Here is a 26,095-nt window from a genome sequence, read left to right as displayed (position 1 = left end):
CCGACCGAGACAGAAAGGCAAGCACCGTGGGACAGCCCAGCCATGCCCGGACGCCCGACCAGTGGTGGCGCTCCGCCGTCATCCACCAGGTGTACGTCCGCAGCTTCGCGGACGGCGACGGCGACGGCACCGGGGACCTCGCCGGCGTCCGCGCCCGGCTCCCGTACCTCGCCGAACTCGGCGTCGACGCCCTGTGGTTCACGCCCTGGTATCTGTCACCCCTGAAGGACGGCGGCTACGACGTCGCCGACTACCGCGCGATCGACCCGGCCTTCGGCACACTCGCCGAAGCGGAGAAGCTGATCGCGGAGGCCCGCGAACTCGGCATCCGCACCATCGTCGACGTCGTCCCCAACCACGTCTCCGACCAGCACGTCTGGTTCCGCCAGGCCCTCGCCGGCGGCCCCGAACGAGCCCTGTTCCACTTCCGCCCCGGACGCGGCGCGCGCGGTGAACTCCCGCCCAACGGCTGGCGGTCGCAGTTCGGCGGTCCCGCCTGGACCCGCGTCGCCGACGGCGACTGGTACCTCCACCTGTTCGCCCCCGAGCAGCCCGACCTCAACTGGGCCCACCCGGCCGTCCGCCGGGAGCACGAGGACATCCTGCGGTTCTGGTTCGAACGGGGCGTGGCAGGCGTCCGCATCGACTCCGCCGCCCTGCTGGTCAAGGATCCCCGGCTGCCGGACTTCACCGAGGGCCGCGACCCGCACCCGTACGTCGACCGCGACGAACTGCACGACATCTACCGGGCCTGGCGGGCGATCGCCGACGAGTACGGCGGTGTCTTCGTCGGCGAGGTCTGGCTCCCGGACGCCGAACGCTTCGCCCGCTACCTGCGCCCCGACGAACTGCACACCGCCTTCAACTTCTCCTTCATGACATGCCCCTGGGAAGCGACCCGCCTGAGGACGTCCATCGACGAGACGCTCGCCGAACACGCACCGGTCGGCGCCCCCGCCACCTGGGTGCTGTGCAACCACGACGTGACGCGCACGGTCACCCGTTACGGCCGCGACGACACCGCCTTCGACTTCGCGACCAAGGCCTTCGGCACCCCGACCGACCTGGCCCTCGGCACCCGCCGCGCCCGTGCCGCCGCCCTGCTGTCCCTGGCCCTGCCCGGATCGGTGTACCTGTACCAGGGGGAGGAACTGGGGCTGCCCGAGGCCGAGATCCCCGTCGAACGCATACAGGATCCGATGCACTTCCGCTCCGGCGGCGCGGATCCCGGCCGCGACGGCTGCCGGGTGCCGCTGCCGTGGGCGGCGGAGGAGCCGTACGCGGGCTTCGGTTCCCGTGCGGAGCCGTGGCTGCCGCAGCCGGCCGGCTGGTCGTCGTACGCGGTCGACCGCCAGGCCCGTGATCCCGGCTCGATGCTCACCCTCTACCGCGAGGCGATCCGGATCCGCCCGGTGTTCGGCGACGGCCCGCTCACCTGGCTGCCCACGCCCGACGGGGTGCTCGCCTTCACCCGGGCCGAGGGCGTCCTGTGCGTGGTGAATCTGGCCGACACGCCCGCCGACCTGCCCGCCCACACCGAACTCCTGCTCGGCAGCGCGCCGTTGGACGCAGACGGCCGGCTGCCGAAGGACACCGCGGTCTGGCTGCGCGCCTGAGACCGCACCCCGCCATCCCCCCACACCGAAGGGATCAGCACATGCGCAGAAATGTCAGGAGCATGCCAGCAGCGACGGTCGTGGCCCTCACCGCCGGTCTGCTGACCACGGCCGCGCCCGCCGCCCACGCGGCGGCCGGCGCCACCCTCCCCTTCACCTCGGTCGAGGCCGAGTCGGCGGCCACCACCGGCACCAAGATCGGCCCCGACCACACCCAGGGCACCCTCGCCTCCGAAGCCTCCGGCCGTCAGGCCGTGCGACTCGACTCCGGGCAGCGGGTCGAGTTCACCGTGCCGCGTGCATCCAATGCGCTGAACATCGCATACAGCGTGCCGGACGGGCAGTCCGGCACGCTCGACGTGTACGTCAACGGCACCAAGCTGGCGAAGACCCTGCCGGTCACCTCCAAGTACTCCTACATCGACACCGGCTGGATCCCCGGCTCCAAGACCCACCACTTCTTCGACAACGCCCGTCTGCTGCTCGGCCGGGACGTCCAGGCGGGCGACAAGGTCGCCTTACAGTCGACCGGCACCCAGGTCACCGTCGACGTCGCCGACTTCGAGCAGGCCGCCGCGGCCGCCGGCCAGCCCGCCGGATCGGTGTCGGTCACCTCCAAGGGCGCCGACCCCACCGGCCAGGGCGACTCCACCCAGGCGTTCCGGGACGCCATCGCGGCCGCACAGGGAGGGGTGGTCTGGATCCCGCCGGGCGACTACCGGCTGTCGTCCTCGCTCAGCGGCGTACAGAACGTGACCCTCCAGGGCGCCGGCCACTGGTACTCCGTCGTGCACGCCTCCCGCTTCATCGACCAGTCCAGTTCCTCCGGAGGCGTCCACATCAAGGACTTCGCGGTCGTCGGCGAGGTCACCGAGCGCGTCGACTCCAACCCGGACAACTTCGTCAACGGCTCGCTCGGCCCGAACTCCTCGGTCTCCGGCATGTGGATCCAGCACATGAAGGTCGGCCTGTGGCTCATGGGCAACAACGACAACCTGGTCGTCGAGAACAACCGCATCCTCGACACCACCGCCGACGGACTCAACCTCAACGGCACCGCGAAGGGAGTCCGCGTCCGCAACAACTTCCTGCGCAACCAGGGCGACGACTCGCTCGCCATGTGGTCGCTGTACGCGCCGAACACCGACAGCAGCTTCGAGGACAACACCATCTCGCAGCCCAACCTCGCCAACGGCATCGCGATCTACGGCGGCACCGACATCGCCGTGAGGAACAACCTGGTCTCCGACACCAACGCCCTCGGCAGCGGCATCGCGATCTCCAACCAGAAGTTCCTCGACCCCTTCAACCCCCTCGCCGGCACCATCACGGTGGACGGCAACACGCTTGTGCGCACCGGCGCCATGAACCCCAACTGGAACCACCCGATGGGCGCCCTGCGCGTCGACTCCTACGACAGCGCCATCGACGCCACGGTGAACATCACCGACACGACGATCACCGACAGCCCCTACAGCGCCTTCGAGTTCGTCTCCGGCGGCGGGCACGGCTACCCGGTCCGGGGCGTCACCGTGGACGGGGCGACCGTACGCAACACCGGGACGGTCGTCGTCCAGGCCGAAGCCCAGGGCGCGGCCACCTTCCGCAACGTCACAGCCACCTCGGTCGGCGCGGCGGGCATCTACAACTGCCCCTACCCGTCCGGCTCGGGCGCCTTCGCACTGACCGACGGCGGCGGCAACTCCGGCTGGAGCAGCACATGGTCGGACTGCTCCAGCTGGCCCCAGCCCGGCCAGGGCAACCCGGACCCCGACCCGAACCGCAACCTCGCCAAGGGCCGGCCGGCCACCGCCACCGGTTCACAGGACGTCTACACGCCGGGCAAGGCGGTCGACGGCGACGCGAGCAGCTACTGGGAGTCCGCCAACAACGCCTTCCCGCAGTCCTGGACGGTGGACCTCGGGTCCGCACAGACGGTCCGCCGCCTGGTGCTGAAACTGCCGCCGTCGGCCGCCTGGGGCGCGCGCACCCAGACCATCACCGTGCTCGGCAGCACCGACGGTTCGAACTGGTCCACGGTGGCCGGCTCCCAGGGCTACCGCTTCGACCCGGCGACCGGGAACACGGCGACCGTCTCCCTGCCGAGCGGGACCAGCCTGCGCCATCTGCGGCTGACCGTGAGCGCCAACACCGGTTGGCCGGCCGGTCAGTTCAGTGAGGTGGAGGCGTATTCGGCGCCGTGACGACCGGTGCGCCGCGCTTCGCCGCGTGGAAGCGCGGCGCGACCCGGCCGTGCCGCCTGTCAGAGGTCGAGAACGAGCCTTGCGCCCCGGCACCGTGACACGCAGATCATCATGGTCTCCCCGGACGCCCGTTCGTCGTCGCCGAGCACCGAGTCCCGGTGGTCGGGGGTGCCCTCCAGCACATCGGTCTCGCAGGTGCCACAGGTGCCCTCGGTGCAGGAGTAGAGCACCTCGACGCCCGCGGCGCGTACGGTGTCGAGCACCGACACCCCCGCCGGCACCGTAAGCGTACGGCCGCTGCGGGCCAGTTCCACCTCGAACTCAGCACCGTCGCCCGCCGGTTGCTCCTTGGGCTGGAACCGCTCCACGCGCAGCACCCCGGCCGGGCACCGTTCCTCGACCGCGTCGAGCAGCGGTCCGGGGCCGCAGCAGTAGACCAGGGTGCCGTCGGGCAGGCCGTCGAGCACCGGGCCGAGGTCCAGCAGTCCCGTCTCGTCCTGCGGGGCGATCGTCACCCGGTCCCCGTACCGCGCCAACTCCCCGGTGAACGCCATGGAACCGCGTGCCCGCCCGCCGTACAGCAGCGTCCACTCGGCGCCCGCCGCCTCGGCCGCGGCCAGCATCGGCAGGATCGGGGTGATGCCGATGCCACCGGCGACGAACCGGTACCGGGCCGCCGGCTGGAGGGGGAAGTGGTTGCGCGGGCCGCGCACCCGTACCTTGCCGCCCGGCCGCACCTGCTCGTGCACGTACGCCGATCCGCCCCGCCCGTCCGGCTCGCGCAGCACCGCGATGCGCCAGACGGCACGGTCGGCCGGATCGCCGCACAGCGAGTACTGCCGCTCGAGGTCCGGGCCGAGGAGTACGTCGACGTGGGCGCCCGGCTCCCAGGCGGGCAGCTCCTCGCCCAGCGGATGGCGCAGCGTGAGGGCGAGAACGCCGTCGGCGGCCGACTCCACCGCGTCCACGACGAGTTCGTCTTCGTACACACTCATGAGCCGGCTCCTCGCCGCTGGTGTCCTGGCTGGTGTCCTTCGGGGTGGCCGAGCATCCACTCCCACATGGCGACCGGGTCCTGCGCGGTGTGCTCGGCACCGCAGTGACAGGTGCCGTGCAGGACGTCGGTGCCCGGCAGCCAGTCGATGCGGTACACCTCGCCGGTGGCGGCCCCGCGGACGGGCGACGTCACTGGACCTTCTCCACGGGCTTCTCGCCCTCCTCGACCAGCCGGGCGAGGATACGGCGGGCGGCCAGGCCGCCGGTGTCGATGTTGATGCTCAGCTCCTGGTAGCCGGTGCGCTCGGTGCCGAGCGTCCGCTGGAGCAGGTTGAGCGCGTCCACGTCCTGCATGACGACGGTGTGGTTGTTGCCCCGCAGGAACTCGGTGACCTCCTCGTCGTCGACCGCCCAGTCACGGGAGACCATCCAGAAGTCGTACACGTGGCCGTCGGCGGACGGGGTGATCGCGTACGTGATCTCGGTGTGGAAGCCGTTCGGGTCGCTGCCGTCCGCCTCGGGCAGCACACCGACCGGTGCGATGCGGCTGTGCAGCAGGTAGAGGCAGGGCGCGTGGTACTCGATGTCCTGCCAGCGGGTGATCCGGCCGTCGATTCCGGTGGAACGTGCGTAGAACGGCGGGCAGGCGGCGTCGTCCATGCGCCGGCTGACCCGCACGATCCCCGCGCCCTCGTCGACCTCCGTGGTGATCGGCGTCTCGGCAACCTCCGGGGTGCCGATGTAGCCGCCGTGCAGGTACGTCTCGTGGGAGAGGTCGAGGAGATTGTCGACGAGGAGACCGTAGTCGGCGTCGATCGGCTCCATGCCGCGGACGGTGACCCAGCCGGGGGAGTCCAGGTGCCGGGCGCGCGGGATGGTCAGCGGGTCCGCGAGCGCCGGGTCGCCGATCCACACCCACACCAGCGAGTCCTGCTCGACCACCGGATAGGAGGCGACCCGTGCCGTGCGCGGTACGCGCTTCTGCCCCGGCACGTACACGCACGTGCCGGTCGTGTCGTAGGTGAACCCGTGGTACCCGCACACGATCCGGTCGCCGTCCAGCCGGCTCTCGGACAGCGGGAAGCGGCGGTGGACGCACCGGTCGTGCAGGGCGACCGGTGTGCCCTCCCCCTCGGTGCGGTAGAGGACGAGCGGCTCACCGAGAATGGTCCGGCCCAGCAGTTCCTCGCGGCCGACCTCATGGCTGTAGGCGGCGACGTACCACTGGTTCCTGGCGAAGGCGGTCATGTGCGGCATGGCTGCGGCTCCCGTCCCTGAGAGCGGGGCGCCCTCGCCCCGCGTGCCGTGGTCGCCATCAGGTTCGTGACGGCCGCGGCCGGCCGGCAAGGCGGCTTCTGTCAGGCGGAAGGACTGTACGAGCCGTTGCGGCCGGCTGTGCTTCTCGGTCACCCGCCGATGTGCGGTCCGGATCCGGGCGTGGGGACCTCTTGGTGAGGTCTTGGCCTCGCGTACCCTCGTCCGTCACATCGTCGCCACCGGGCCCTTCCCTGACGTTCGGTGCTCTTGGAACACTCGCACCGCGCATCATCCGTCACGTTCCGGCCGTCCCGTGCGCCAGGATGAGAGGTCCCTCAGCCATGCCCGAAGTCAACCGGCGTCGATTCCTCCAACTCGCGGGCGCCACCTCGGCGTTCACCGCACTGTCCAACAGCATCGAGCGCGCCGCCGCGCTGCCCGCCAACCATCGGACGGGGTCGATCGAGGATGTCGAGCACATCGTCGTCCTGATGCAGGAGAACCGTTCCTTCGACCACTACTTCGGCTCGCTCAGAGGCGTCCGCGGCTTCGGCGACCCGCGTCCGGTGACCCGCCCGGACGGCAAGACGGTGTGGTACCAGTCGGACGGCACGAAGGACCTGCTGCCGTTCCACCCCGACGCCGACGACCTGGGACTGGCGTTCATCCAGGACCTCCCGCACGGCTGGAACGACGGCCACGCCGCCTTCGACCAGGGCAAGTACGACAAGTGGGTGCCGTCCAAGGGCTCCACGACCATGGCGTACCTGACGCGTGAGGACATCCCCTTCCACTACGCGCTCGCCGACGCGTTCACCATCTGCGACGCGTACCACTGTTCGTTCATCGGTTCCACCGACCCGAACCGCTACTACCTGTGGACGGGTTACACCGGCAACGACGGCAAGGGCGGCGGCCCGGTCCTCGGCAACGACGAGGCCGGCTACAGCTGGACCACCTACCCCGAGCGCCTGGAGAAGGCCGGGGTCTCGTGGAAGATCTACCAGGACGTCGGCGACGGCCTCGACGCGAGCGGCTCCTGGGGCTGGATTCCGGATGCCTACCGCGGCAACTACGGCGACAACTCCCTGCTCTACTTCAAGCAGTACCAGGACGCGAAGCCCGGCGACCCGCTGTACGACAAGGCCCGCACCGGCACCGACGCCCGCAAGGGCGAGGGCTTCTTCGACCAGCTGAAGGCCGACGTCAAGGGCGGCAAGCTGCCGCAGATCTCCTGGGTCGTCGCCCCCGAGGCCTTCACCGAGCACCCCAACTGGCCCGCCAACTACGGCGCCTGGTACGTCGCCCAGGTCCTGGACGCCCTCACCGCCGACCCGAAGGTCTGGGCGAAGACGGCCCTGTTCATCACCTACGACGAGAACGACGGCTTCTTCGACCACGTGATCCCGCCCTTCCCGCCGTCCTCCGCCGCGCAGGGCATCTCGACGGCCGACGCCGGGCCCGACCTGTTCAAGGGCGACAGCGGCCATGTGGCCGGGCCCTACGGCCTGGGACAGCGCGTGCCGATGCTCGTCGTCTCCCCGTGGAGCAAGGGCGGTTACGTCTGCTCGGAGACGATGGACCACACCTCGGTCATCCGGTTCATGGAGCGCCGCTTCGGGGTGCACGAGCCGAACATCTCGCCCTGGCGGCGCGCCGTCTGCGGCGACCTGACCTCGGCGTTCGACTTCTCCCGCACGGACACCCGGCCGGTCGCCCTGCCGGACACCGACGGCTACCAGCCCAAGGACCACGACCGCCACCCCGACTACGTGCCGGCCCCGCCCGCCAATCCGGCGCTGCCCAAGCAGGAGCGCGGGCACCGGCCCACCCGGCCGCTCAAGTACGCGCCCCTCGTGGACGCTTCCGCGGACGCGGCGACCGGCAAGGTCACGCTCACCTTCGCCTCCGGTGCCCACGCGGGCGCCGCCTTCCTCGTCACCTCCGGCAACCGCACCGACGGCCCCTGGAGTTACACCACCGAGTCCGGCAAGTCGGTCTCCGACACCTGGAACTCGGCGTACTCCGGCGGCTCCCACGACCTGAGCGTGCACGGCCCGAACGGCTTCCTGCGCGTCTTCAAGGGCTCCGGGAAGACCGCGGGAGCGGAGGTCACCGCCCGGCACGCGGCCGACGGCATCGAGCTCACCTTCACCAACCAGGGCTCCGGCACAGCCCGGTTGAAGCTGGCCAACGGCTACGGCGGACGGCCGCGGACCGTCACCGTACGGCCGGGGGCGCACGTCCGGCTCACCGTGGACCTCAAGGCGAGCAGCCGCTGGTACGACCTCACCGTCACGTCCGACACCGAACCGGCGTTTTTGCGCCGGTTCGCCGGACATGTCGAGAACGGCTGCTCCGGTGTCAGCGACCCGGCGATCGCCACGGAGTAAACGGACGATGAATACCGCAACGTGGGGACTGGTCAGGTACCGGTCAGCTCAGGGTAGTGTGCCCCGGTGACCACGCAATCGAACACTCCTGCAGGCTGGTACCCCGATCCGCACGGTGCGCCCCAGACGCTCCGTTACTGGGACGGTGCGCAGTGGACCGACCACACCGGCCCGGATCAGCAGGGCGCCCAGCCGGGCGTCCAGCAGGCCCCGCCGCAGGCTGCGCCGCACGCGGCCGTTCCGCAGCAGGCCACCGGTGACGCCCGCGTGCAGCGTCAGGTGCAGCAGCAGGCCGGAGTCGCCGCCGGCGGCCCCGGCGGCGGCACCCTGTTCACCGAGCCGGTCCTGGTGGTGAACCAGAAGGCCAAGCTGATCGAGGTGACCAACGAGTACAAGGTCATGGATCAGAACGGCAGGGAGATCGGTTCGGTCGTCCAGGTCGGGCAGAGCTTCATCAAGAAGATCATCCGTTTCGTCTCCAGTCTCGACCAGTTCATGACGCACAAGCTGGAGATCCGGGACGCCTATGGCCAGCCGCAGTTGCTGCTGACCCGGCCGGGCAAGATCTTCAAGTCGAAGGTGATCGTGCAGCGCCCGGACGGCTCGCCGGTGGGTGAGATCGTCCAGCAGAACATGATCGGCAAGATCAACTTCGCGATGAACGCCGACGGCCAGAAGGTCGGCGCCATCAAGGCCGAGAACTGGCGGGCGTGGAACTTCGCCATCGTCGACCACGCGGACAACGAGGTCGCCCGGATCACCAAGACCTGGGAAGGCCTCGCCAAGACGCTGTTCACGACCGCGGACAACTACGTTCTGCAGATCCACTACCAGCTGCCCGAGCCGCTGCTGAGCCTGGTGGTGGCGACGGCGCTGACCGTCGACACCGCGCTGAAGCAGGACTCGCGGGGGCTGGGCTGATTTTCGCCTACTGTATGCAGACATTGCATACGATGCAGACAACGGCAGGCGACAGCGGCCGGTGTGCGCGGGGTTCCGCACGCACACCGGCCGCCGCCTCCGTGTCCGCAGCGCCTACAGCGGGCTGAGCCGTCCCGGCTCCGACTGCCGTGGCACCAGCGCCGGTTCGAGCGACGCCGTGCCCGGCTCCAGCGCCAGCACCGCCGCCACGGGGTGTTCCGCGTCGTCGTCGACGACGGAGGGCCGGTCCGCGGGTGCCGCCCGCGTCAGCAGCACCACGCCCCAGGCGGCCAGCCCCGCCCCGGCCAGCGCCAGCAGTACCCCGGCCGCGCCGCCCTGGAGTCCCTGGCCGAGCAGCGAGAGCCCGATCACCGCTGCCGCGACCGGGTTGGTGAGGGTCACCACCGCCAGCGGGGCGCCCAGACCGCCCCGGTAGGCCGTCTGTGACAGCAGCAGCCCGCCCGTGGCGAACGCGGCGACGAGCAGCGCCACCCCGACGACCGCGCCGACCCCGCCGATCCCGCCGCCGAGCCCCGCTCCGGAGCCACCGGTCGCCGCCACGGTAACCGTCTGGGTGAGCGCCGACGCCACGCCCGAGGCGAAACCGGACGCCGTCGCGTGCCGCAGCCCCGGCCGGGCTCCGGGCCGCGCCAGCACACCGATCAGCGCCACCGTCGTACCGGCGACCGCCAGCGCCTGAGTCAGGCTCAGCACCCGCTCGGGCGCCGGGCCCGAGGCCGTGACCAGCACGGCGGCCAGCCCCATCAGCGTGAACGCGGTGCCCCGCCACTCGGCCGGGCTGACCCGCCGCCCGGCGGCCCGCGCCCCCATCGGCACGGCCGCGACCAGAGTGAGCGCGCCCAGTGGCTGGACCACCGTCAGCGGACCGTACTTGAGGGCCACCACGTGCAGCAGTGCGGCACCCGCGTTCAGCCCGACCGCCGACCACCACGCGCCGGTGCCCAGCAGCCGCAGCAGACCCGCGCCGGACGCGCGTGCGGCGAGGCGCTCCTGGGCGACGGCGGCCGAGGCGTAGGCGACGGCCGAGACCAGGGACAGGGCCACGGCGATCAGGTCGGCGCTCATCGGCCCGCTCCGGCCAGGACGGGCGCCTCGGGGGACACCGGCATCCGCCGGCCGCTTCCCCGGCCACTGCGCCGTGTACGTGTGGTGCTCGCCCCGTCCGCCGTGCGGTGCGGGGGGTGGATCAGGGCTAGCGCCACGCCGAGCATGGCCGTCGCGACGATCGCGTCGAGCCAGTAGTGGTTCGCCGTGCCCACGATCACCAGGAGGGTCACCAGCGGGTGCAGCAGCCACAGCCAGCGCAGACGCGACCGGGTCGCCACGATCAGGCCGACGGCCACCATCAGGGCCCAGCCGAAGTGCAGCGACGGCATCGCGGCGTACTGGTTGGAGAGGTGATCGGTCTGCGGTGGACCGTATACAGAAGGTCCATACACGCGCGCCGTGTCGACCAGCCCGGTGGCGCCCAGCATGCGCGGCGGGGCCAGCGGGAACGTGAAGGGCAGCACCAGGGCGGCGGCCGTGACCGCGGCGAGGACCCGGCGGGCCCAGACGTAGTGCGCGGGCCGACGCAGATACAGCCAGACCAGGAAGGCGGCGGTGGCCGGGAAGTGGACGGTCGCGTAGTAGGTGTTCGACAGGCGGACCAGGGTGTCGCCGTGCAGCAGCGCGGACTGCACCGCGCCCTCGCCCGGCAGGTGCACGGCCCGTTCCAGGTCCCACACGCGGCGGGCGTTGTGCAGCGCCTGACCGGTGTGGCCGGTGGCCAGCTGCCGGCCCAGCTTGTAGACGAGGAAGAGCCCCGCTACGAGCAGGAACTCACGGACGAGCGGCGGCCGCGCTATCGCGTCGGCCCCCGCTTCTGCAGGCGCGGTTCGGGCATTCATTCCCCCGGCCCCTTCGCTGACGGTGTGCTGACTCATCGATACGTCACCGTACCGATACGCCAGTGTACCGATACGCTCGGGTACCGGTACACTGGCGTATCGATTGACGTAGGACACACTGGATACAGGCTTCGGAAGCCGCGGGAACCCCGGAAACCCGGGAACCGCCGGCCGTGATCCGTACAGGGGCCGTACAGGAAGTGACCGCGTCACATGGGTGGCCGCGCTACGAGTGAGGAGAAGAGCACATGACGTCGCAGGCCGCGGACGGACCGGAGACGGTCGCCGCCTCGCGCCGCTCCAAGATCACGGCCGAGCGTGAGCGGGAGTTCTTCGACGCCGTGCTCGAGCAGATCCGCGAGTGCGGCTACGACTCGGTCACCATGGAAGGGGTCGCCGCCAGCACGCGGTGCAGCAAGTCCACGCTCTACCGGCAGTGGAAGACCAAGCCCCAGTTCGTGGCGGCGGCGCTGCGCGCCAGCCGGGAGGTACGCTTCGCCGGCATCGACAGCGGATCGCTCGCGGAGGACCTGCGCCGGGCCGCGCGGGCCGCGGGGGACTGGTCCGGCAAGGACACCCGGCTGCTCCAGGCCCTCGGGCACGCGGTCACACAGGACCCCGAACTCCAGCAGGCGCTGCGCGAGACGCTCGTCGACCCCGAGATCGCCGCGCTCCAGGAAATTCTCCGGCGCGGCGTCGAACGGGGCGAGGTGCGGGCCGATCACCCGGCGCTGGAGTACGTGCCCGCGATGATGTTCGGCGTGCTGCGCGTGCGGCCCGTGCTCAGCGGCCAGTACGCCGACTCCGACTATCTGCTGCGGTTCGTGGAGGCCGCCGTACTGCCCGCACTCGGGCTGACCTGAGACCCAGGCCGCCGTCCATGGGATGACTGGACGGTGACCTGCCTGCGCCGCACCGTGGGGACGGGGGCGGCGCACACCACCGGCCGGGTGGGGTTCCTCTGGAGCGGAGGGGCGCCCCACCCGGCCGACTCATGTGCCGGGGCGGACCCCCCGGTTCAGACGTTCTGCCCGTTGCCACCGCCCGACGACGCCTTGATCCCCTTGGTGATGTCGTCGATGACCGACACCTTCTGCCCGACATCGATGCCGAAGCGCACCACGACCATCTGCTGCGGGTTGGCGGGCGAGGGGAAGGCGAGCGACTCGACGTAACCGTCGGCGCCCTTGCTGGTGACCGCCTGCCAGCGGACCAGGTAGCCCTTCTGTCCGGCCACGGTGACCGCCTTGGAGGCCAGCACCTTGTGGGAGGTGATGCCGCCGTAGGTGGTGCCGCCGTAGGCGGCCTCGGCGTTCCCCGCGATGTCCGCCTTGGCGACCTCCTCGGCGGTGTCCCCCTTGGCGCGGAGGGCCGGCGCGGGCGTCGAGGAGGCACCGCCGGCGGTGCAGGTCTTGGACGGCTCGCCCGGGCACTTGTACGAGTCGTCGGAGGTCACCTGCACACCCCCGAGGATCGTCCCCCCGGTCCAGCCGTCCGGTACCCGCATGCTGATGCCGTTGACCGGGTCGCTGATCGTGCCGCCGCCCTTGACCGTGGGCGCTCCGGACTCACCGGGCGAGGGCGACTGACCGCCGGGGCCGCCTCCGGAGCCGCCGTCACCCGAGTCCCCGCCCGAACCGCCGAACGGCCCGCCCTGCCCCTCGGAGCCGCCGCCCTGGCCACCGGGGCCGCCCTGCCCGCCGGAGCCCTGCTGCGACCCGGCGCGGTCGCCGCCGTCCCCGCCGTTCCCGGCGAGCGCGTACACGCCGACCCCGATGCTCGCGAGGACCGCGGCGGCCACCGCGACCGCTATGCCCGTGCGCAGCCCGCGCCGGGGAACGGCGGGCGGATGCGCGGGATATACCGGATAAGCCGCATACGCCCCTGCGGCCGGTGTCTGCGCCGGGGGACCCCATCCGGCGGCCGACCCGGCGGGACGGGTCTGTTCCGTCCATGCCTTGCCGTCCCACCAGCGCTCGGTGGCGGGACCGTCACTTGTCTGCCCGGGGTCGGGGTACCACCCGGGAGGAGTCACCTGCGTCATGCTCCCACCGTATGAGGCGTCGGTGAAAGACGGATGAGAGCCCCCTGCATTCGCGGGCCCCGGCCGGATTCTGGGCCGGACATCGGGCCGGGCCCCGGGCCGGACTCCGGGCCGGTCCGGTGGTGCCGCGAACGGCGGTCGCAGGGCGGCCGGCGCGTGCGCTGTCCGAAGCGGCCTCATTTTGCGGCCTGTTGACCGTCCGTCGGCTCCGCAGGCACTGGTCGGAGCCGGTGGGCGTCGCCCCGCCGCACCGCCGTTCACTCGTCACGGCAACAGCTGCGCCGACCGGCCTCCAACCGGCCGGCAGGACGGCTACGCTCGAGGTCGGTACGTCGTTCGGGCGACTTGGGGAGGTAACGGGATGACGGAGGCACGGCCCCCTGCGGCCGCCTCGGCTTCCCTGTGGGAGCGCGACGCGGAGATCGCCACCGTCACGCGGGCGCTCGACGTCCTGTGCGCGGACCGCTCGTCCTCCGGGAACCTGCTGGTCCTCCGGGGCGAGGCGGGCCTCGGCAAGACGGCGCTGCTGGCCGAGATCCGCCGGATCGCCGAACGCCGCGGCTGCACCGTGTGGTCCACCCGCGGCGGCGAGACGCTGAGGTCCGTCCCCTTCAACGTGGTACGGCAGCTGCTCCAGCCCGCGCTGGTCTCCCTGCTGCCCGAGGAGGCCCGCGAATACCTCGGCGACTGGTACGACATCGCCGGCCCCGCCCTCGGCATAGCGGAACCCGGTGAGGGCCACGCCGACCCGCAGGGCGTGTGCGACGGACTCGTCGCCGCCGTCCGCAGGCTGGCCAAACGGTACTGGCCCCTCGTGTTACTGATCGACGACGCGCACTGGGCCGACCAGGAGACCCTGCGCTGGCTCGCCGCGTTCGCCGAACGCCTCGACGACCTGTCCGTGCTGGTCGTCGTCGCCCGCCGGCCCGGCGAGGTCAGCGGCGACGGCGCCCGCCACCTCGACGTGGTGGCCGCGGCCGCGGGCGCCCCCGTCACCAACCTCAGCGCCCTCACCCCCGACGCCACCGCCGGTCTCACCCGCGCCACCCTCGGCCGGCACGCCGACGCCCCGTTCTGCCGCGAGGTGTGGGCCGTCACCGGCGGAAACCCCTACGAGACCGTCGAACTCCTCGCCAAGGTGCAGGACAGCGAGTTCGACCCGGTCGAGACCCACGCCGGTGAACTGCGTGCCCTCAACCGCTCCGCCCGCGGCGGCGGACTCGTCGCCCGCCTGGAGGGCCTCGGCATCGACGCGACCAAGTTCGCCTGGGCGGCGGCCATCCTCGGCGCCGGCATCACCGTCGACCTGGTCGCCCAGCTCGCCACCATGCGCGAGGACGACGCCCGGCGCTGCGCCGAACAGCTGGTGGGCGCCCGCATCCTCACCGAACCCGACCCCGCCGCCGCCCGCGTCGAGAACGGCGACCTGGAGTTCGTCCACCCGCTCATCGCCACCGCCGTCTACAACTCCATACCGCCCGCGATGCGCACCGCCATGCACGGCATCGCCGCCCAGGTCGTCACCGAATCCGGACGCGGTGCCGCCGCGGCCTCCCGGCACCTCCTGGAAGTGCATCCGGACGAGGACGAGGAACTCGTCCAGCAGCTGCGCGAGGCCGCCGGTGAACACCTCGCCGTCGGCGCACCCGACGCGGCCCGCCGCTGCCTGGAACGCGCTCTCGTGGAGCCGCCCCTGCCCGAGGTCCACGCGCACGTCCTGTACGAACTGGGCTGCGCCACCCTGCTGACCGCGCCCGCGACCACCATCGACCACCTCCAGACCGCCCTGGCCATGCCCGGCCTCGTGGGCGACAAGCGCATCGACGCCATCGTCCGCCTCTCCCAGGCCCTGCTCCACAACGACCAGCTGGAGGAAGCCGTCCGCACCGTCGAGGCGGAGGCCGCCCGGCAGGAGCCCGGGCCCGCCAAACTGCGGTTGCAGGCCGTGCACTTCATGTGGGAGGGCATCCACGCCGGGGAGACGACCACACCCGGCCGCTCCGACCGCCTCGCCGAGCTCGCCCGCACCTGCACCGGCCGGGACAACTCCGAGCGAGCCCTGCTGATCCTGCGCGGCTTCGACGCCCTGACCCACGGCGAGAACGCCGAGGAGGTCGCCGAACTGTGCGACCGGGCCCTCGTCAACGGCCGCCTCGCCCCCGGACTCGGCTGGACCGACACCGAGTGGGGCATCGAACTGCTGCTGATGCTGGCCAACGCGTACGCCTACACCGACCGTCTCGACCGCGCCGAAGCCCTCTACACGGAGGGCCTGCGCGCCTACGAGACCGCCGGCTGGAGCGGCGGCCACCTCGCCCTGGCGCACGCCTACGTCGGCCTCGGGCACCGCAGGCGGGGCCGGCTCCGGGAGGCGGAGGCATCCCTGCGGGAATCGCTGCGCCTGGCCGAACGCGTCGGCCGCGGCCTGCCCCTGTACTGGTCGGCCACGTGCAACCTGGTCGACACGCTGCTCGCCCGCGGGCACGCCGAGGAGGCCTGGGAGATCGCCGAACAGTACGGGTTCGCGCCGCCGTACCCGTCCACCATCGTGCTGCCCGACCCGCGCTCCGTACGCGGCCGGCTGCTGCTCGCCGTCGGCCGCACGAAGGAAGGCATCAACGAACTGGAGGCCGCGGAGAAGGCGGCGGCCGCGCGCGGCCACCACAACCCGGTGATGGTCCCGTGGGCCGTCGACCTCGCCCGGGCCCTGACCACCGAAGACCCGGCCCGCGCCGCCCGGCTCGCCACCGACGCCCGCCGGCAGGCCGAGCGGTTCGGCACGGACACCGCCATCGGCGAGGCCCTGCGCTGCGCCGCCGCCCTGGAGACCGGCCAGCGCGCGGTCCGCCTCGCCGCCCAGGCCGTCGCCTATCTGGAGGCCTCACCCTGCCAGTACGAACATGCGGCCGCCCGCGTCGAGTACGGCATCGCCGCCCGCTCGGTCGCCGAGCTCAACCGGGGCCTGGCGCTGGCGCGGTCGTGCGGGGCTGACGGGCTGGTGGTGCGGGCGCGGGAGGTGTTGGAGACGGGGCGCGGGTTGCGGTAGATCGCATACGGGTTTTGTATGCACTTTTTGTATGCACGTTTCGCATACGATCGTCAGCCAGTGCCGTCCCCCTCCTCCGCCAGCACCCGCTGAGCCGTGGCGAACGCCGAGTTGGCCGTGGGCACCCCGCAGTACACGGCCGTCTGCAACAGCACCGCGCCGATCTCGTCCGGCGTGAGCCCGTTGCGCCGTGCCGCCCGCACGTGCATCGCGAGTTCCTCGTAGTGGCCGTGCGCGACCAGCGCCGTCAGCGTGATCATGCTGCGTTCGCGGCGGGAGAGCGTCGGGTCGGTCCAGATCTCGCCCCAGGCGTAGCGTGAGATGAAGTCCTGGAAGGGCGCGGTGAACGGGCTCTGCCGAGCCTGCGCCCGGTCCACGTGGGCGTCGCCGAGCACCTCGCGGCGTACCGCCATGCCGCGCCCCGCGGTCCCGTCGACATGGGTGCGCAGGGCGGTCAGTACGGCGTCGGGGCACTGGGCGGGTGCCAGGTGGGAGGCGCCGGGGAGTTCGACCAGGGTGGCGTCGGGCACGGCGTCCGCGATCTCCCGCAGGTGGGCGGGTGGGGTCGCCGGGTCCTGCCGTCCCGCGACGAGCAGGGTCGGTACGGCGATGTCGGCGAGCCGGTCGCGCAGGTCGAAGGCGGCCAGCGCGTCGCAGCAGGCGGCGTACGCCTCCGGGTCGGCGTTGTGGTGGTCGCTCACCAGCCGTGGCACCGTGAATCCGGGTGTGAACCAGCGGGCGTCGGCGTTGTCGGCCAGCCACTCCAGGCCCTCCCGGCGGACCCGTTCGGCCCGCTCCCGCCACGGCTGTTCGCCGCCGAAGTGGGCCGATGAGCAGATGACGGCGAGGGACGACAGGCGTTCGGGGTGGTGCACGGCGAGATGCAGGCCCACCGCGCCGCCGAGGGACACCCCGGCGTATGCGAACCGGTCGATGCCGAGGGAGTCGGCGAGCGCGAGCACGAGTCCGGCGAGGTCGCCGACGGTGGCGCCCGGCCCGATCAGGCCGGCCGCCGAACCGCCGTGTCCGGGCAGGTCCCAGCGGACCACCCGGTGGGTGGCCGACAGCTCCGGGGCGACGGCGTCCCACAGGGCGTACGAGGTGCCGAGCGAGGGCCCGAGGAGCAGCGGGGGAGCGGAAACGGCGCCCTCGGCACGGTGGTTGAGCACTCCACTTGTCAACGTCGCTCCAGGGCACGGTCGGTGAGGGCTCCGGCTGAGCCGGTGTAGCGGGCGGGGTCGGTGAGCTCGTCGAAGTTGATGCCGGCGTCGGCGGCGGCGGTGTCCTTCAACTCCGATTCCTCCGCGAGCAGTTCCCGAAGATCGCGGTTCTCGGTGTGTGCGCGGCGGGCGAGTTCGCTGAGCAGTTCCTTCGCGCGGGCGCGGCCGAGGAGGTGGGCCAGTTCGGCGGAGAGCCGTTCGGAGACGATCAGTCCGTGGGTGAGGTGGAGGTGCTCGCGCATGGTGTCCGGGTGGACCCGTAGCCCTGCGGTCAGTTCGGCGAGGTTCTCGGTGGCGCCGCCCACCATCCGCAGCAGGTCCCGCAGCGGCTCCCATTCGGCGTGCCATGCCCCGGCCGGCCGCTCGTCCTCGGCCGCCAGCGATCCGTACAGGGTGGCCGCGAGCTGTGGTGCCCTGCGGGCGGCGGCGGCGAGGAGTGTCGCCCGCACCGGGTTCGCCTTGTGGGGCATGGCGGAGGAGCCGCCGCCGGTGCCCTCGGTGAGCTCGCCGATCTCGGTGCGGGACAGGGTGAGCACGTCCGCCGCGATCTTGCCCAGTGCCCCGGCGGTGAAGGCCAGGCACCCGGCGAGGTCGGCGATGGGTGTGCGCAGGGTGTGCCAGGGCAGCAGGGGTTCACGCAGGCCGAGTTCCCTCGCGTAGGCGGCGGGCAGGGCGAGGGCGTCCTCGGCGCCGTAGGCCGTGAAGGCCGCCAGTGTCCCGGCGGCGCCGCCGAGTTGGACCGGCAGGGAGTCCCGTACGGCCGTCACCCGGTCACGGGCGTCCAGGACGAGCGACCGCCATCCGGCCGCCTTCAGCCCGAACGTCGTGGGCACGGCGTGCTGGGTCAGTGTCCGGCCCGGCATCGGGGTGTCGCGGTGCTCCGCGGCCAGCGCGGCCAGCGCCTCTTCCGCGCGGGCCAGGTCGGCGAGGACGAGGTCCAGGGTGCGCGCGGCCACCAGCATCGTCGCGGTGTCCATGATGTCCTGGCTGGTCGCGCCCCGGTGGACGTACGGCCCGTACTCGTCGCCGACCACCTCGGTCAGGTCCTCGACCAGGGGAATGACCGGGTTGCCGCCCTTGCGGGTGCGGGCCGCCAGCGACCGGATGCCGAAGTTGGCCGGGTCGGCCGCCTCGCTCACCGCGACCGCGGCCCGCTCCGGGGCGAGCCCGAGGGCGGCCTGGGCCCGGGTCAGGGCGGCCTCCGCGTCGAGCATCGCCAGCAGATACGCGTGGTCGCTGGTGGCGTTGGCCGCGGCGGCACCGGCCCACTCGGGAGCGAGCAGGCCGGTGTCGGCGTAGGGAGCTGTGGGAGCTGTCACCGGAACTCCAGGAAGACCGTTTCGCCTTCGCCTTGAAGGCGGATGTCGAAACGGTACGTGCCGTGCCCCTCGTCGGCGGCGATCAGCGTGCCGCGTCGCTCCGTGTCCAGTCGGGCGAGCAGCGGGTCGGCGGCGAGGGCCGTTTCGTCGCCGGGGAGGTAGATCCGGGTGAACAGGTGCATGAGCAGGCCGCGGGCGAACACGCACACGCTCAGGTACGGGGCGCTGTGTCCGCGCGTGCCCGGCCGCAGCGTGCGCGCGTACCAGTGGCCGCCTGCGTCCGTCTGGACGCGGCCCCAGCCGGTGAACTCCACGCCGTTGCGGCCCAGGAAGCCGCCGCTCGCCGGGTCGCGCCGCATGGAGCCGTCGGTGGCCGGTACGCGGCCGTCCGGGTCCGGTCCCCACAGTTCCACGAACGCGTCCGGCAGCGGATCGCCCGCGCCGTCGTACACGTAGCCCTGGACGGTGACGGTGTCCGGGTGGCCGAGCGGGGCGATGTCGCCGCCGCCGGGGAAGGGCAGCGCGTATCCGTAGAAGGGGCCGACCGTGTGCGAGGGGGTGGGCAGGACGGTCTCCGGCCGGCTGGTGTCGGTCTTGGTCATGGCGGTCAGCGTCCTTCTTCGATCCAGGTGGCGTTCGGGCCGTCGAGCACGATGTCCCAGTGGTAGCCGAGGGAGAACTCCGGCACGGACAGGCTGTGGTCGTAGGTGGCGACCAGCCGCTGCCGGGCGGCGTCGTCGGTGACGGACTGGAGGATCGGGTCGTAGGGGAAGAGCGGGTCGTTCGGGAAGTACATCTGCGTCACCAGCCGCTGGGTGAACGCCGTGCCGAAGACCGAGAAGTGGATGTGGGCCGGGCGCCAGGCGCCCACGTGGTTGCGCCAGGGGTAGGGGCCGGGCTGGACGGTGGTGAAGCGGTAGAAGCCGTCGGTGTCGGTGAGGGTGCGGCCGACGCCGGTGAAGTTGGGGTCGAGCGGGGCGTCGTGCTGTTCGCGCTGGTGGGCGTAGCGGCCGGCCGCGTTGGCCTGCCAGATCTCGACCAGCTGGCCGCGCACCGGGCGGCCGTCGCGGTCGAGGACGCGGCCGGACACGGTGATGCGTTCGCCGATCGGCTCGCCGGTGTGCTGCCGGGTGAGGTCGTTGTCGATCTCCGTGATGTCGCGTTCGCCGAAGGCGGGGGAGTGCAGCTCCACCAGTTCCGGATCCTTGGTCACGTCGATGGTGACCGGCGGCTGCCGGGGATGGCGCAGCACGGAGGAGCGGTAGGGGGCGTAGTCGCGGCGCGGGTGGTGTTCGACGGGGGCGCCGTCGGCGACCCGCTTCTCGTAGGCGGCGTGCTCGGCCGCGATCTCCTGGTCGATGTCGTGCTGGGTGAGGGGCATGGTGGGTGTTCCTAGCGTTCGAGGACGAGGGCGAGGCCCTGGCCCACGCCGATGCAGAGGGTGGCGACGCCGGTGCCGGAGCCGCGCCGGGCGAGCTGGTGGGCGACGGTGCCGGCGAGCCGGGCGCCGGAGGCGCCGAGCGGGTGGCCGAGCGCGATGGCGCCGCCCTGCGGGTTGAGGATCGCCGGGTCGAACTCGGGCCATTCGGCGAGGCAGCCGAGGACCTGCGCGGCGAACGCCTCGTTGAGTTCCAGCACCGACAGGTCGTCGAAGTCCTTGCCGGCCTTGGCGAGGGCCCGGTTCACGGCCTCGACGGGGGCGAGCCCGAAGTACTGCGGGTCGGTCGCGCTGATGCCGGTGGCGGTGACCCGGGCCAGTGGTTCGCGGCCGGTGGCCCTCAGGCCCTCCACGTCGGTGAGGAGCAGTGCGGCGGCGCCGTCGTTGAGCGGTGAGGCGTTGCCTGCGGTGACCGTGCCGGCCTCTGTGCGGAAGGACGGCTTCAGCTTGGCCATCGCGGCGAGGGAGGCGTCCGGGCGTACGCATTCGTCGGCGTCGAAGGCGACCGGTTCGCCCTTGCGCCGCGGGACCGGTACCGGGGCCAGTTCGGCGTGGAAGAGGCCCTCGGCCCGGGCGCGGGCGGCCTTGTGGTGGCTGTGCAGCGCGAACTCGTCCTGCTGCTCGCGGCTGATCTTGTGTTTGTCGGCGATGAGTTCGGCCGACTCGCCCAGCGGGATCGTCCACTGGGGGTCCATCCCCGGGTTGACCATGCGCCAGCCGAGTGTGGTCGAGTACAGCTCGGTGTGCCCGGCAGGGAAGGGGCGGTCGGACTTCGGCAGCACGTACGGCGCCCGGGTCATCGACTCGACACCGCCCGCCAGGGCGATGGAGGCGTCGCCGACGGCGATGGCGCGGGCCGCCTGTACGACCGCCTCCAGGCCGGAGGCGCACAGCCGGTTCACGGTGACGCCGGGCACGGAGGTGGGCAGCCCGGCCAGCAGGGCGGCCATGCGTGCGACGTTGCGGTTCTCCTCGCCCGCCCCGTTGGCGTTGCCGAAGTAGACGTCCTCGATCCGGGACGGGTCCAGTCCGGGTGTGCGGGCGAGGAGTTCGCGGACGGCGTGGGCGGCGAGGTCGTCCGGGCGGACGGTCGCCAGGCCGCCGTTGTAGCGGCCGATGGGGGTGCGGACGGCGTCGACGACGTACACGTCCCTCATGACGGGACCTCCTCCGGTGCGCGTACTCCGGCGGCGGTCTGCGCGGTGATCTCCTCCACGCTCACGCCGGGTGCGCACTCCACGAGCAGCAGGCCGTCCTCGGTCACGTCGAGGACGCCGAGGTCGGTGACGATCCGGTCGACGCACGCCCGGCCGGTCAGCGGCAGCGTGCACTCCTTGAGGATCTTCGGGGAGCCGTCCTTGGCGGTGTGTGTCATGACGACCACGACCGTACGGGCGCCGTGCACGAGGTCCATGGCCCCGCCGATGCCGGTGACCAGCTTGCCCGGGACGGCCCAGTTGGCGAGGTCGCCCGTGGCGGAGACCTGCATGGCACCGAGGACGGCGACGTCGATGTGGCCGCCGCGGATCATGGAGAAGGACAGCGCCGAGTCGAAGAAGCTGGCGCCGGGCAGGACGGTGACGGTCTCCTTGCCGGCGTTGATCAGGTCGGGGTCGACGGCGTCCTCGGTGGGGTAGGGGCCGGTGCCCAGGATGCCGTTCTCCGACTCCAGGATCACCTCCACGCCTTCGGGCAGGTGGTTGGGGATCAGGGTGGGCAGTCCGATGCCGAGGTTGACGTACTGGCCGTCCCTGAGTTCGCGGGCCGCGCGGGCGGCCATCTGCTCACGTGTCCAGGCCATCAGGAACTCACCGTCCGCCGCTCGATCCGCTTGTCCGCCGCCTGCTGTGGGGTCAGGGCGACCACCCGCTGCACGAAGATGCCCGGCAGGTGCACCGCGTCCGGGTCGATCTCCCCGGGTTCCACGAGTTCCTCCACCTCGGCGATCGTCACCCGCCCGGCCATCGCGGCGAGAGGGTTGAAGTTGCGGGAGGACTTGTTGAACACCAGGTTCCCGTGCCGGTCGCCCTTCGCCGCCCGGATGAGCGCGAAGTCCGTGCGGATCCCGCGTTCCAGGACGTACTCCACGCCGTCGAACTCCCGTACCTCCTTCGGCGGGGAGGCGAGCGCGACCCCGCCGGAGCCGTCGTAGCGCCACGGCAGCCCGCCGTCGGCGACCTGGGTGCCCACTCCGGCCGGGGTGTAGAAGGCGGGGATCCCCGCGCCGCCGGCCCGCAGCCGCTCGGCCAGCGTGCCCTGCGGGATCAGCTCCACCTCCAGCTCCCCGGCCAGGTACTGGCGGGCGAACTCCTTGTTCGCGCCGATGTAGGAGCCGGTCACCCGGGCGATCCGCCCGGCCGCGAGCAGCACCGCCAGGCCCGACTCCATCGCCCCGCAGTTGTTCGAGACCACGCCCAGACCCGTGGTGCCCCGCTCGTACAGTGCCTGGATCAGCACGTTCGGCACACCGCTCAGCCCGAAGCCGCCGACCGCGACAGACGCGCCGTCCGGCACATCGGCCACCGCCTCCAGGGCCGTGGCGACCACCTTGTCCATCCGTGAAGCCCCATCTCTGCGAATCTACGGAACCGCGAATTAGTCAGCGCACTGAGTATTCCCATGAGGTGTCGCCCACGCTGCCACTGGCGTATCGCAGCGTCAAGAGCTGCGGGGGGAGGAGAGGCAGACCCAGGCAGGGGAGCTGGGGGGCGGGTATCGTTCAGTGCACCAACGAATACGACCACGGGAGCGCACATGGCCGCGGTGGATCTCACCACCCACCCCGGGCACCTGGCCCGGCGGCTCCAGCAGGCCCACTACCTGCTGTGGAACACGATGGTCTCGGAGGAGATCACCTCGCCGCAGTTCGCGGTCCTGAACGCGCTCGTGGCCGAACCGGGCCTCGACCAGCGCACCGTCGGGGAGCGCGTGGGCCTCGACCGGTCGACGATCGCCGAGGTCATCAGCCGGCTCTCCCGCCGGGAACTGCTGGACAAGGTGCGCGATCCGCAGGACGGCCGCCGCTTCCTGCTGCGTCTGACCGACGAAGGTCTGCGTACCCACCGCAAGCTGACCGTGCGCACGGCCCGGATGAACCAGGTCTTCCTCGCGCCGCTCTCCGCCGACGAGCAGCGACTGTTCTTCGACCTGATCCGCCGGGTCTCGGACGCCGCCGAGGGGCTGCGCAACCCGGCGGAGCCCCTCGGCACTGAGGCCGTCACGGAAGCCGCCACGGAAGCCGTCGCGCAGCCCTGAGCGCGACCGCCGAACCCCTCCTCGGCCGGCCGGTCACGGTTCGGGCCGGCCCGCATGGGTACCCGGGCGCCGCCCCAGAAGCGAACGCGCAACGGCGACAGGCGCGCACACGCGTCGGAGGGAGCGCGACACGATGAAGGCAGTGACCTGGCAGGGCAAGCGGGACGTACGGGTGGAGGACGTGCCCGATCCCCGGATCGAGGAGCCGACCGACGCCGTCATCCGCCTGACGTCGTCCGGACTGTGCGGCTCCGACCTGCACCTGTACGAGGTGCTCACCCCGTTCATGACCCCGGGCGACATCCTCGGGCACGAGCCGATGGGGATCGTGGAGGAGGTCGGTCCACAGGTGTCCGACCTGCGGCCGGGCGACCGGGTGGTGGTGCCGTTCCAGATCTCCTGCGGGCACTGCTTCATGTGCTCGGACGGACTCCAGACCCAGTGCGAGACCACCCAGGTGACCAGCGAGGGCATGGGCGCCGCACTGTTCGGCTACACCCGGCTGTACGGCGCGGTGCCCGGCGCGCAGGCCGAGTACCTGCGGGTGCCGCACGCCGACTACGGCCCGATCAAGGTGCCCCAGGGGCCGCCCGACGACCGGTTCGTCTACCTGTCCGACGTACTGCCGACCGCCTGGCAGGCGGTCGAGTACGCCGGCATCCCGCGCGGCGGCAGCGTCGCCGTGCTCGGCCTCGGACCCATCGGTGACATGGCGTGCCGCGTCGCCCGGGCCCGCGGCGCCGGCCGGGTGTTCGGCGTGGACCTGGTCCCGGAGCGGCTGGCCCGGGCCCGCCGACGGGGCGTGCAGACGTTCGACCTGCGTGGCTTCGACAGCGAGAAGGAGCTGGTCGAGGCGATCCGTGACGAGACCGAGGGGCGCGGCCCCGACGCGGTGATCGACGCGGTCGGCACCGAGGCGCACGGCAGCGCGGCCGCCCGCCTCGTCCAGCAGGCCGCCGCCGTGATGCCCCGGAAGCTGGGCGGCCCCCTCGCGGAACGCTTCAGCGTCGACCGGCTCGCCGCCCTCCACACCGCCATCGAGATGGTGCGCCGCGGCGGCACGCTCTCCCTCATCGGCGTGTACGGCGGCATGGCGGATCCGATGCCGATGCTCACCCTGTTCGACAAGCAGATCCAGATGCGGATGGGCCAGGCCAACGTGCGCCGCTGGAGCGGCGACATCCTGCCCTACCTCACCGACGAGGACCCGCTCGGCGTCGACGACTTCGCCACGCACCGGGTGCCGCTGTCCGAGGCGCCGCACGCGTACGAGATGTTCCAGCGCAAGCAGGAGGGCGCCATCAAGATCCTGTTCCAGCCCTGACGCGCTTCCCCTGACGCACTTCGCTCACGGCCCGAGGATCGCTCACGGCCCGAGGATCTCGCCGAGGTCGTAGCGCACCGGCTCCTCCAGCTGTGCGTAGGTGCAGCTCCGCGGAGTCCGGTCGGGCCGCCAGCGGCGGAAGCGGGCCGTGTGCCGGAAGCGGGCGCCGTTCTCCATGTGGTCGTAGGCCACCTCGACGACCCGCTCCGGTCTCAGCGGTACCCACGACAGGTCCTTCTTTCCCGACCAGCGGCTGGGTGCCCCGGGCAGCCGGGCCGTCTCGTGGGCCGCCTCATCGGACCAGGCCGCCCACGGATGCCCGGCCACGTCGTCCATGCGCAGCGGCTCGAGCTCCTCGACCAGCTCGGCGCGCCTCCTCATGGAGAAGGCGGCGGACACGCCGACGTGCTGGAGCCGGCCCCGGTCGTCGTACAGGCCGAGCAGCAGCGAGCCGACCACGGGTCCGCTCTTGTGGAAGCGGTAGCCGGCCACCACGACGTCCGCGGTGCGCTCGTGCTTGACCTTGAACATCACCCGCTCGTCGGGCCGGTAGCGCAGGGTGAGCGGCTTGGCGATCACCCCGTCGAGACCGGCCCCCTCGTACTGCTCGAACCATTGCCGCGCCACCTCGATGTCCGTCGTCGCCGGCGCCAGGTGCACCGGCGCGGCCGCCCCGGACAGTGCCCGGACGAGCAGGGCCCGCCGGTCGGTCAGGGGCACGTCCACCAGCGACTCGTCGTCCAGCGCCAGCAGGTCGAACGCCACGAAGGAGGCCGGGGTCCGCTCGGCGAGCATCCGGACCCGGGAGTCCGCCGGGTGGATCCGCTCGGTCAGGGCGTCGAAGTCGAGCCGCCCCTGACGGGCGATGACGATCTCGCCGTCCAGCACGCAGCGCTCGGGCACCCGCTCCATGACGGCCGCCACCAGTTCCGGGAAGTACCTGGTGAGCGGCTTGCCCGTACGGCTGCCGAGCTCGACCTCGTCCCCGTCGCGGAACACGATCGCCCGGAACCCGTCCCACTTCGCCTCGTACTGCATGTCCGGCGGGATGTTCGCCACCGGCTTGGCGAGCATCGGCTTGACGGGCGGCATCACCGGCAGATCCATGCTCCGATTCTGCTCGCACCCGCCGTATGCCGCCCGGTGTGCGGG

General features: G+C 72.0%; 22 protein-coding genes. 8 read left to right on the top strand and 14 right to left on the bottom strand.

The features are described from left to right. The first annotated feature begins 26 nt into the window (after nucleotides 1–26). On the top strand, nucleotides 27–1,616 hold the full coding sequence (locus ACFY01_RS03750) for a glycoside hydrolase family 13 protein (protein ID WP_390733990.1): 1,590 nt from the start codon (nucleotides 27–29) through the stop codon (nucleotides 1,614–1,616). Between the two features lie 62 nt (nucleotides 1,617–1,678). Then, nucleotides 1,679–3,820, top strand: a complete 2,142-nt coding sequence (locus tag ACFY01_RS03745) for a discoidin domain-containing protein (protein WP_390733989.1) — start codon at nucleotides 1,679–1,681, stop codon at nucleotides 3,818–3,820. A 59-nt stretch (nucleotides 3,821–3,879) separates the two neighbouring features. On the opposite strand, the gene ACFY01_RS03740 is transcribed toward ACFY01_RS03745, so the two are convergent. The 3 genes from ACFY01_RS03740 to ACFY01_RS03730 are packed head-to-tail and all read right to left on the bottom strand — an operon-like array spanning nucleotide 3,880 to nucleotide 6,073. After that, nucleotides 3,880–4,815: a PDR/VanB family oxidoreductase gene (locus tag ACFY01_RS03740; RefSeq protein ID WP_390733988.1), complete on the bottom strand. Its 936-nt coding sequence runs from the start codon at nucleotides 4,813–4,815 to the stop codon at nucleotides 3,880–3,882. Next, on the bottom strand, nucleotides 4,812–5,009 hold the full coding sequence (locus ACFY01_RS03735; RefSeq protein ID WP_390733987.1) for a hypothetical protein: 198 nt from the start codon (nucleotides 5,007–5,009) through the stop codon (nucleotides 4,812–4,814). The genes ACFY01_RS03740 and ACFY01_RS03735 overlap by 4 nt, the downstream gene beginning before the upstream one ends. Further along, entirely contained in the window at nucleotides 5,006–6,073 is a 1,068-nt protein-coding gene (locus ACFY01_RS03730; protein ID WP_390733986.1) for a Rieske 2Fe-2S domain-containing protein, read from the bottom strand. Before ACFY01_RS03730 ends, ACFY01_RS03735 begins: the two co-directional genes overlap by 4 nt. A 341-nt stretch (nucleotides 6,074–6,414) precedes the next feature. Between ACFY01_RS03730 and ACFY01_RS03725 the strand changes: the two genes are divergently transcribed. Together ACFY01_RS03725 and ACFY01_RS03720 are read left to right on the top strand one after the other, a co-directional pair. Next, on the top strand, nucleotides 6,415–8,466 hold the full coding sequence (locus ACFY01_RS03725; RefSeq protein ID WP_390733985.1) for a phosphocholine-specific phospholipase C: 2,052 nt from the start codon (nucleotides 6,415–6,417) through the stop codon (nucleotides 8,464–8,466). A gap of 66 nt (nucleotides 8,467–8,532) precedes the next feature. Continuing rightward, on the top strand, nucleotides 8,533–9,387 hold the full coding sequence (locus ACFY01_RS03720) for a phospholipid scramblase-related protein (RefSeq protein WP_390733984.1): 855 nt from the start codon (nucleotides 8,533–8,535) through the stop codon (nucleotides 9,385–9,387). Between the two features lie 114 nt (nucleotides 9,388–9,501). On the opposite strand, the gene ACFY01_RS03715 is transcribed toward ACFY01_RS03720, so the two are convergent. Continuing rightward, a complete protein-coding gene (locus ACFY01_RS03715; protein WP_390733983.1) occupies nucleotides 9,502–10,473 on the bottom strand; it encodes a hypothetical protein in 972 nt (323 codons plus the stop codon). Further along, nucleotides 10,470–11,297: a phosphatase PAP2 family protein gene (locus ACFY01_RS03710; protein WP_390733982.1), complete on the bottom strand. Its 828-nt coding sequence runs from the start codon at nucleotides 11,295–11,297 to the stop codon at nucleotides 10,470–10,472. Before ACFY01_RS03710 ends, ACFY01_RS03715 begins: the two co-directional genes overlap by 4 nt. Nucleotides 11,298–11,545: 248 nt before the next feature. On the opposite strand from ACFY01_RS03710, the gene ACFY01_RS03705 reads away from it, so the two are divergent. After that, nucleotides 11,546–12,160 carry a TetR/AcrR family transcriptional regulator C-terminal ligand-binding domain-containing protein gene (locus ACFY01_RS03705; RefSeq protein WP_390733981.1) on the top strand — a complete coding sequence of 205 codons (615 nt, stop codon included), beginning with the start codon at nucleotides 11,546–11,548 and terminating at the stop codon, nucleotides 12,158–12,160. A 155-nt stretch (nucleotides 12,161–12,315) separates the two neighbouring features. Here ACFY01_RS03705 and ACFY01_RS03700 read toward each other — a convergent pair whose 3' ends face one another. Further along, the gene (locus ACFY01_RS03700) at nucleotides 12,316–13,341 is read right to left on the bottom strand and encodes a DUF2510 domain-containing protein (protein WP_390733980.1); all 1,026 of its coding nucleotides are present in this window, start codon (nucleotides 13,339–13,341) and stop codon (nucleotides 12,316–12,318) included. 361 nt (nucleotides 13,342–13,702) lie between these two features. Here ACFY01_RS03700 and ACFY01_RS03695 point away from each other — a divergent pair, with 361 nt between their 5' ends. Beyond that, on the top strand, nucleotides 13,703–16,387 hold the full coding sequence (locus tag ACFY01_RS03695; protein WP_390733979.1) for an ATP-binding protein: 2,685 nt from the start codon (nucleotides 13,703–13,705) through the stop codon (nucleotides 16,385–16,387). Between the two features lie 53 nt (nucleotides 16,388–16,440). Here the strand turns inward: ACFY01_RS03695 and pcaD are convergent, their stop codons facing one another. The 7 genes from pcaD to ACFY01_RS03660 are packed head-to-tail and all read right to left on the bottom strand — an operon-like array spanning nucleotide 16,441 to nucleotide 22,920. Then, complete coding sequence (gene pcaD / locus ACFY01_RS03690) at nucleotides 16,441–17,568, bottom strand: 3-oxoadipate enol-lactonase (protein WP_390733978.1); 1,128 nt, start codon at nucleotides 17,566–17,568, stop codon at nucleotides 16,441–16,443. Further along, on the bottom strand, nucleotides 17,565–18,926 hold the full coding sequence (pcaB, locus tag ACFY01_RS03685; protein WP_390733977.1) for a 3-carboxy-cis,cis-muconate cycloisomerase: 1,362 nt from the start codon (nucleotides 18,924–18,926) through the stop codon (nucleotides 17,565–17,567). Before pcaB ends, pcaD begins: the two co-directional genes overlap by 4 nt. After that, on the bottom strand, nucleotides 18,923–19,528 hold the full coding sequence (gene pcaG / locus ACFY01_RS03680) for a protocatechuate 3,4-dioxygenase subunit alpha (protein ID WP_390733976.1): 606 nt from the start codon (nucleotides 19,526–19,528) through the stop codon (nucleotides 18,923–18,925). The genes pcaB and pcaG overlap by 4 nt, the downstream gene beginning before the upstream one ends. Before the next feature lie 5 nt (nucleotides 19,529–19,533). Then, nucleotides 19,534–20,307, bottom strand: a complete 774-nt coding sequence (pcaH, locus tag ACFY01_RS03675; RefSeq protein WP_390733975.1) for a protocatechuate 3,4-dioxygenase subunit beta — start codon at nucleotides 20,305–20,307, stop codon at nucleotides 19,534–19,536. Nucleotides 20,308–20,318: 11 nt separating this feature from the next. Next, nucleotides 20,319–21,521 (bottom strand): thiolase family protein, encoded by a 1,203-nt coding sequence (locus ACFY01_RS03670; RefSeq protein ID WP_390733974.1) that lies wholly within the window; start codon nucleotides 21,519–21,521, stop codon nucleotides 20,319–20,321. Beyond that, a complete protein-coding gene (locus ACFY01_RS03665) occupies nucleotides 21,518–22,165 on the bottom strand; it encodes a CoA transferase subunit B (protein ID WP_390733973.1) in 648 nt (215 codons plus the stop codon). The genes ACFY01_RS03670 and ACFY01_RS03665 overlap by 4 nt, the downstream gene beginning before the upstream one ends. Continuing rightward, nucleotides 22,165–22,920, bottom strand: coding sequence for a CoA transferase subunit A (locus ACFY01_RS03660; RefSeq protein WP_390733972.1), 756 nt, complete (start codon nucleotides 22,918–22,920; stop codon nucleotides 22,165–22,167). The genes ACFY01_RS03665 and ACFY01_RS03660 overlap by 1 nt, the downstream gene beginning before the upstream one ends. A 198-nt stretch (nucleotides 22,921–23,118) precedes the next feature. Between ACFY01_RS03660 and ACFY01_RS03655 the strand changes: the two genes are divergently transcribed. After that, the gene (locus tag ACFY01_RS03655) at nucleotides 23,119–23,619 is read left to right on the top strand and encodes a MarR family winged helix-turn-helix transcriptional regulator (RefSeq protein ID WP_390733971.1); all 501 of its coding nucleotides are present in this window, start codon (nucleotides 23,119–23,121) and stop codon (nucleotides 23,617–23,619) included. A gap of 133 nt (nucleotides 23,620–23,752) precedes the next feature. Next, a complete protein-coding gene (locus ACFY01_RS03650; protein WP_390733970.1) occupies nucleotides 23,753–24,943 on the top strand; it encodes a zinc-dependent alcohol dehydrogenase in 1,191 nt (396 codons plus the stop codon). 42 nt (nucleotides 24,944–24,985) lie between these two features. Here ACFY01_RS03650 and ACFY01_RS03645 read toward each other — a convergent pair whose 3' ends face one another. Beyond that, the gene (locus ACFY01_RS03645) at nucleotides 24,986–26,050 is read right to left on the bottom strand and encodes an ATP-dependent DNA ligase (protein WP_390733969.1); all 1,065 of its coding nucleotides are present in this window, start codon (nucleotides 26,048–26,050) and stop codon (nucleotides 24,986–24,988) included. Nucleotides 26,051–26,095: the final 45 nt, after the last annotated feature.

Source organism: Streptomyces sp. NPDC001480 (assembly GCF_042894725.1).
Lineage (GTDB): Bacteria > Actinomycetota > Actinomycetes > Streptomycetales > Streptomycetaceae > Streptomyces.
This window is presented reverse-complemented; position numbering and strand designations above follow the sequence as displayed.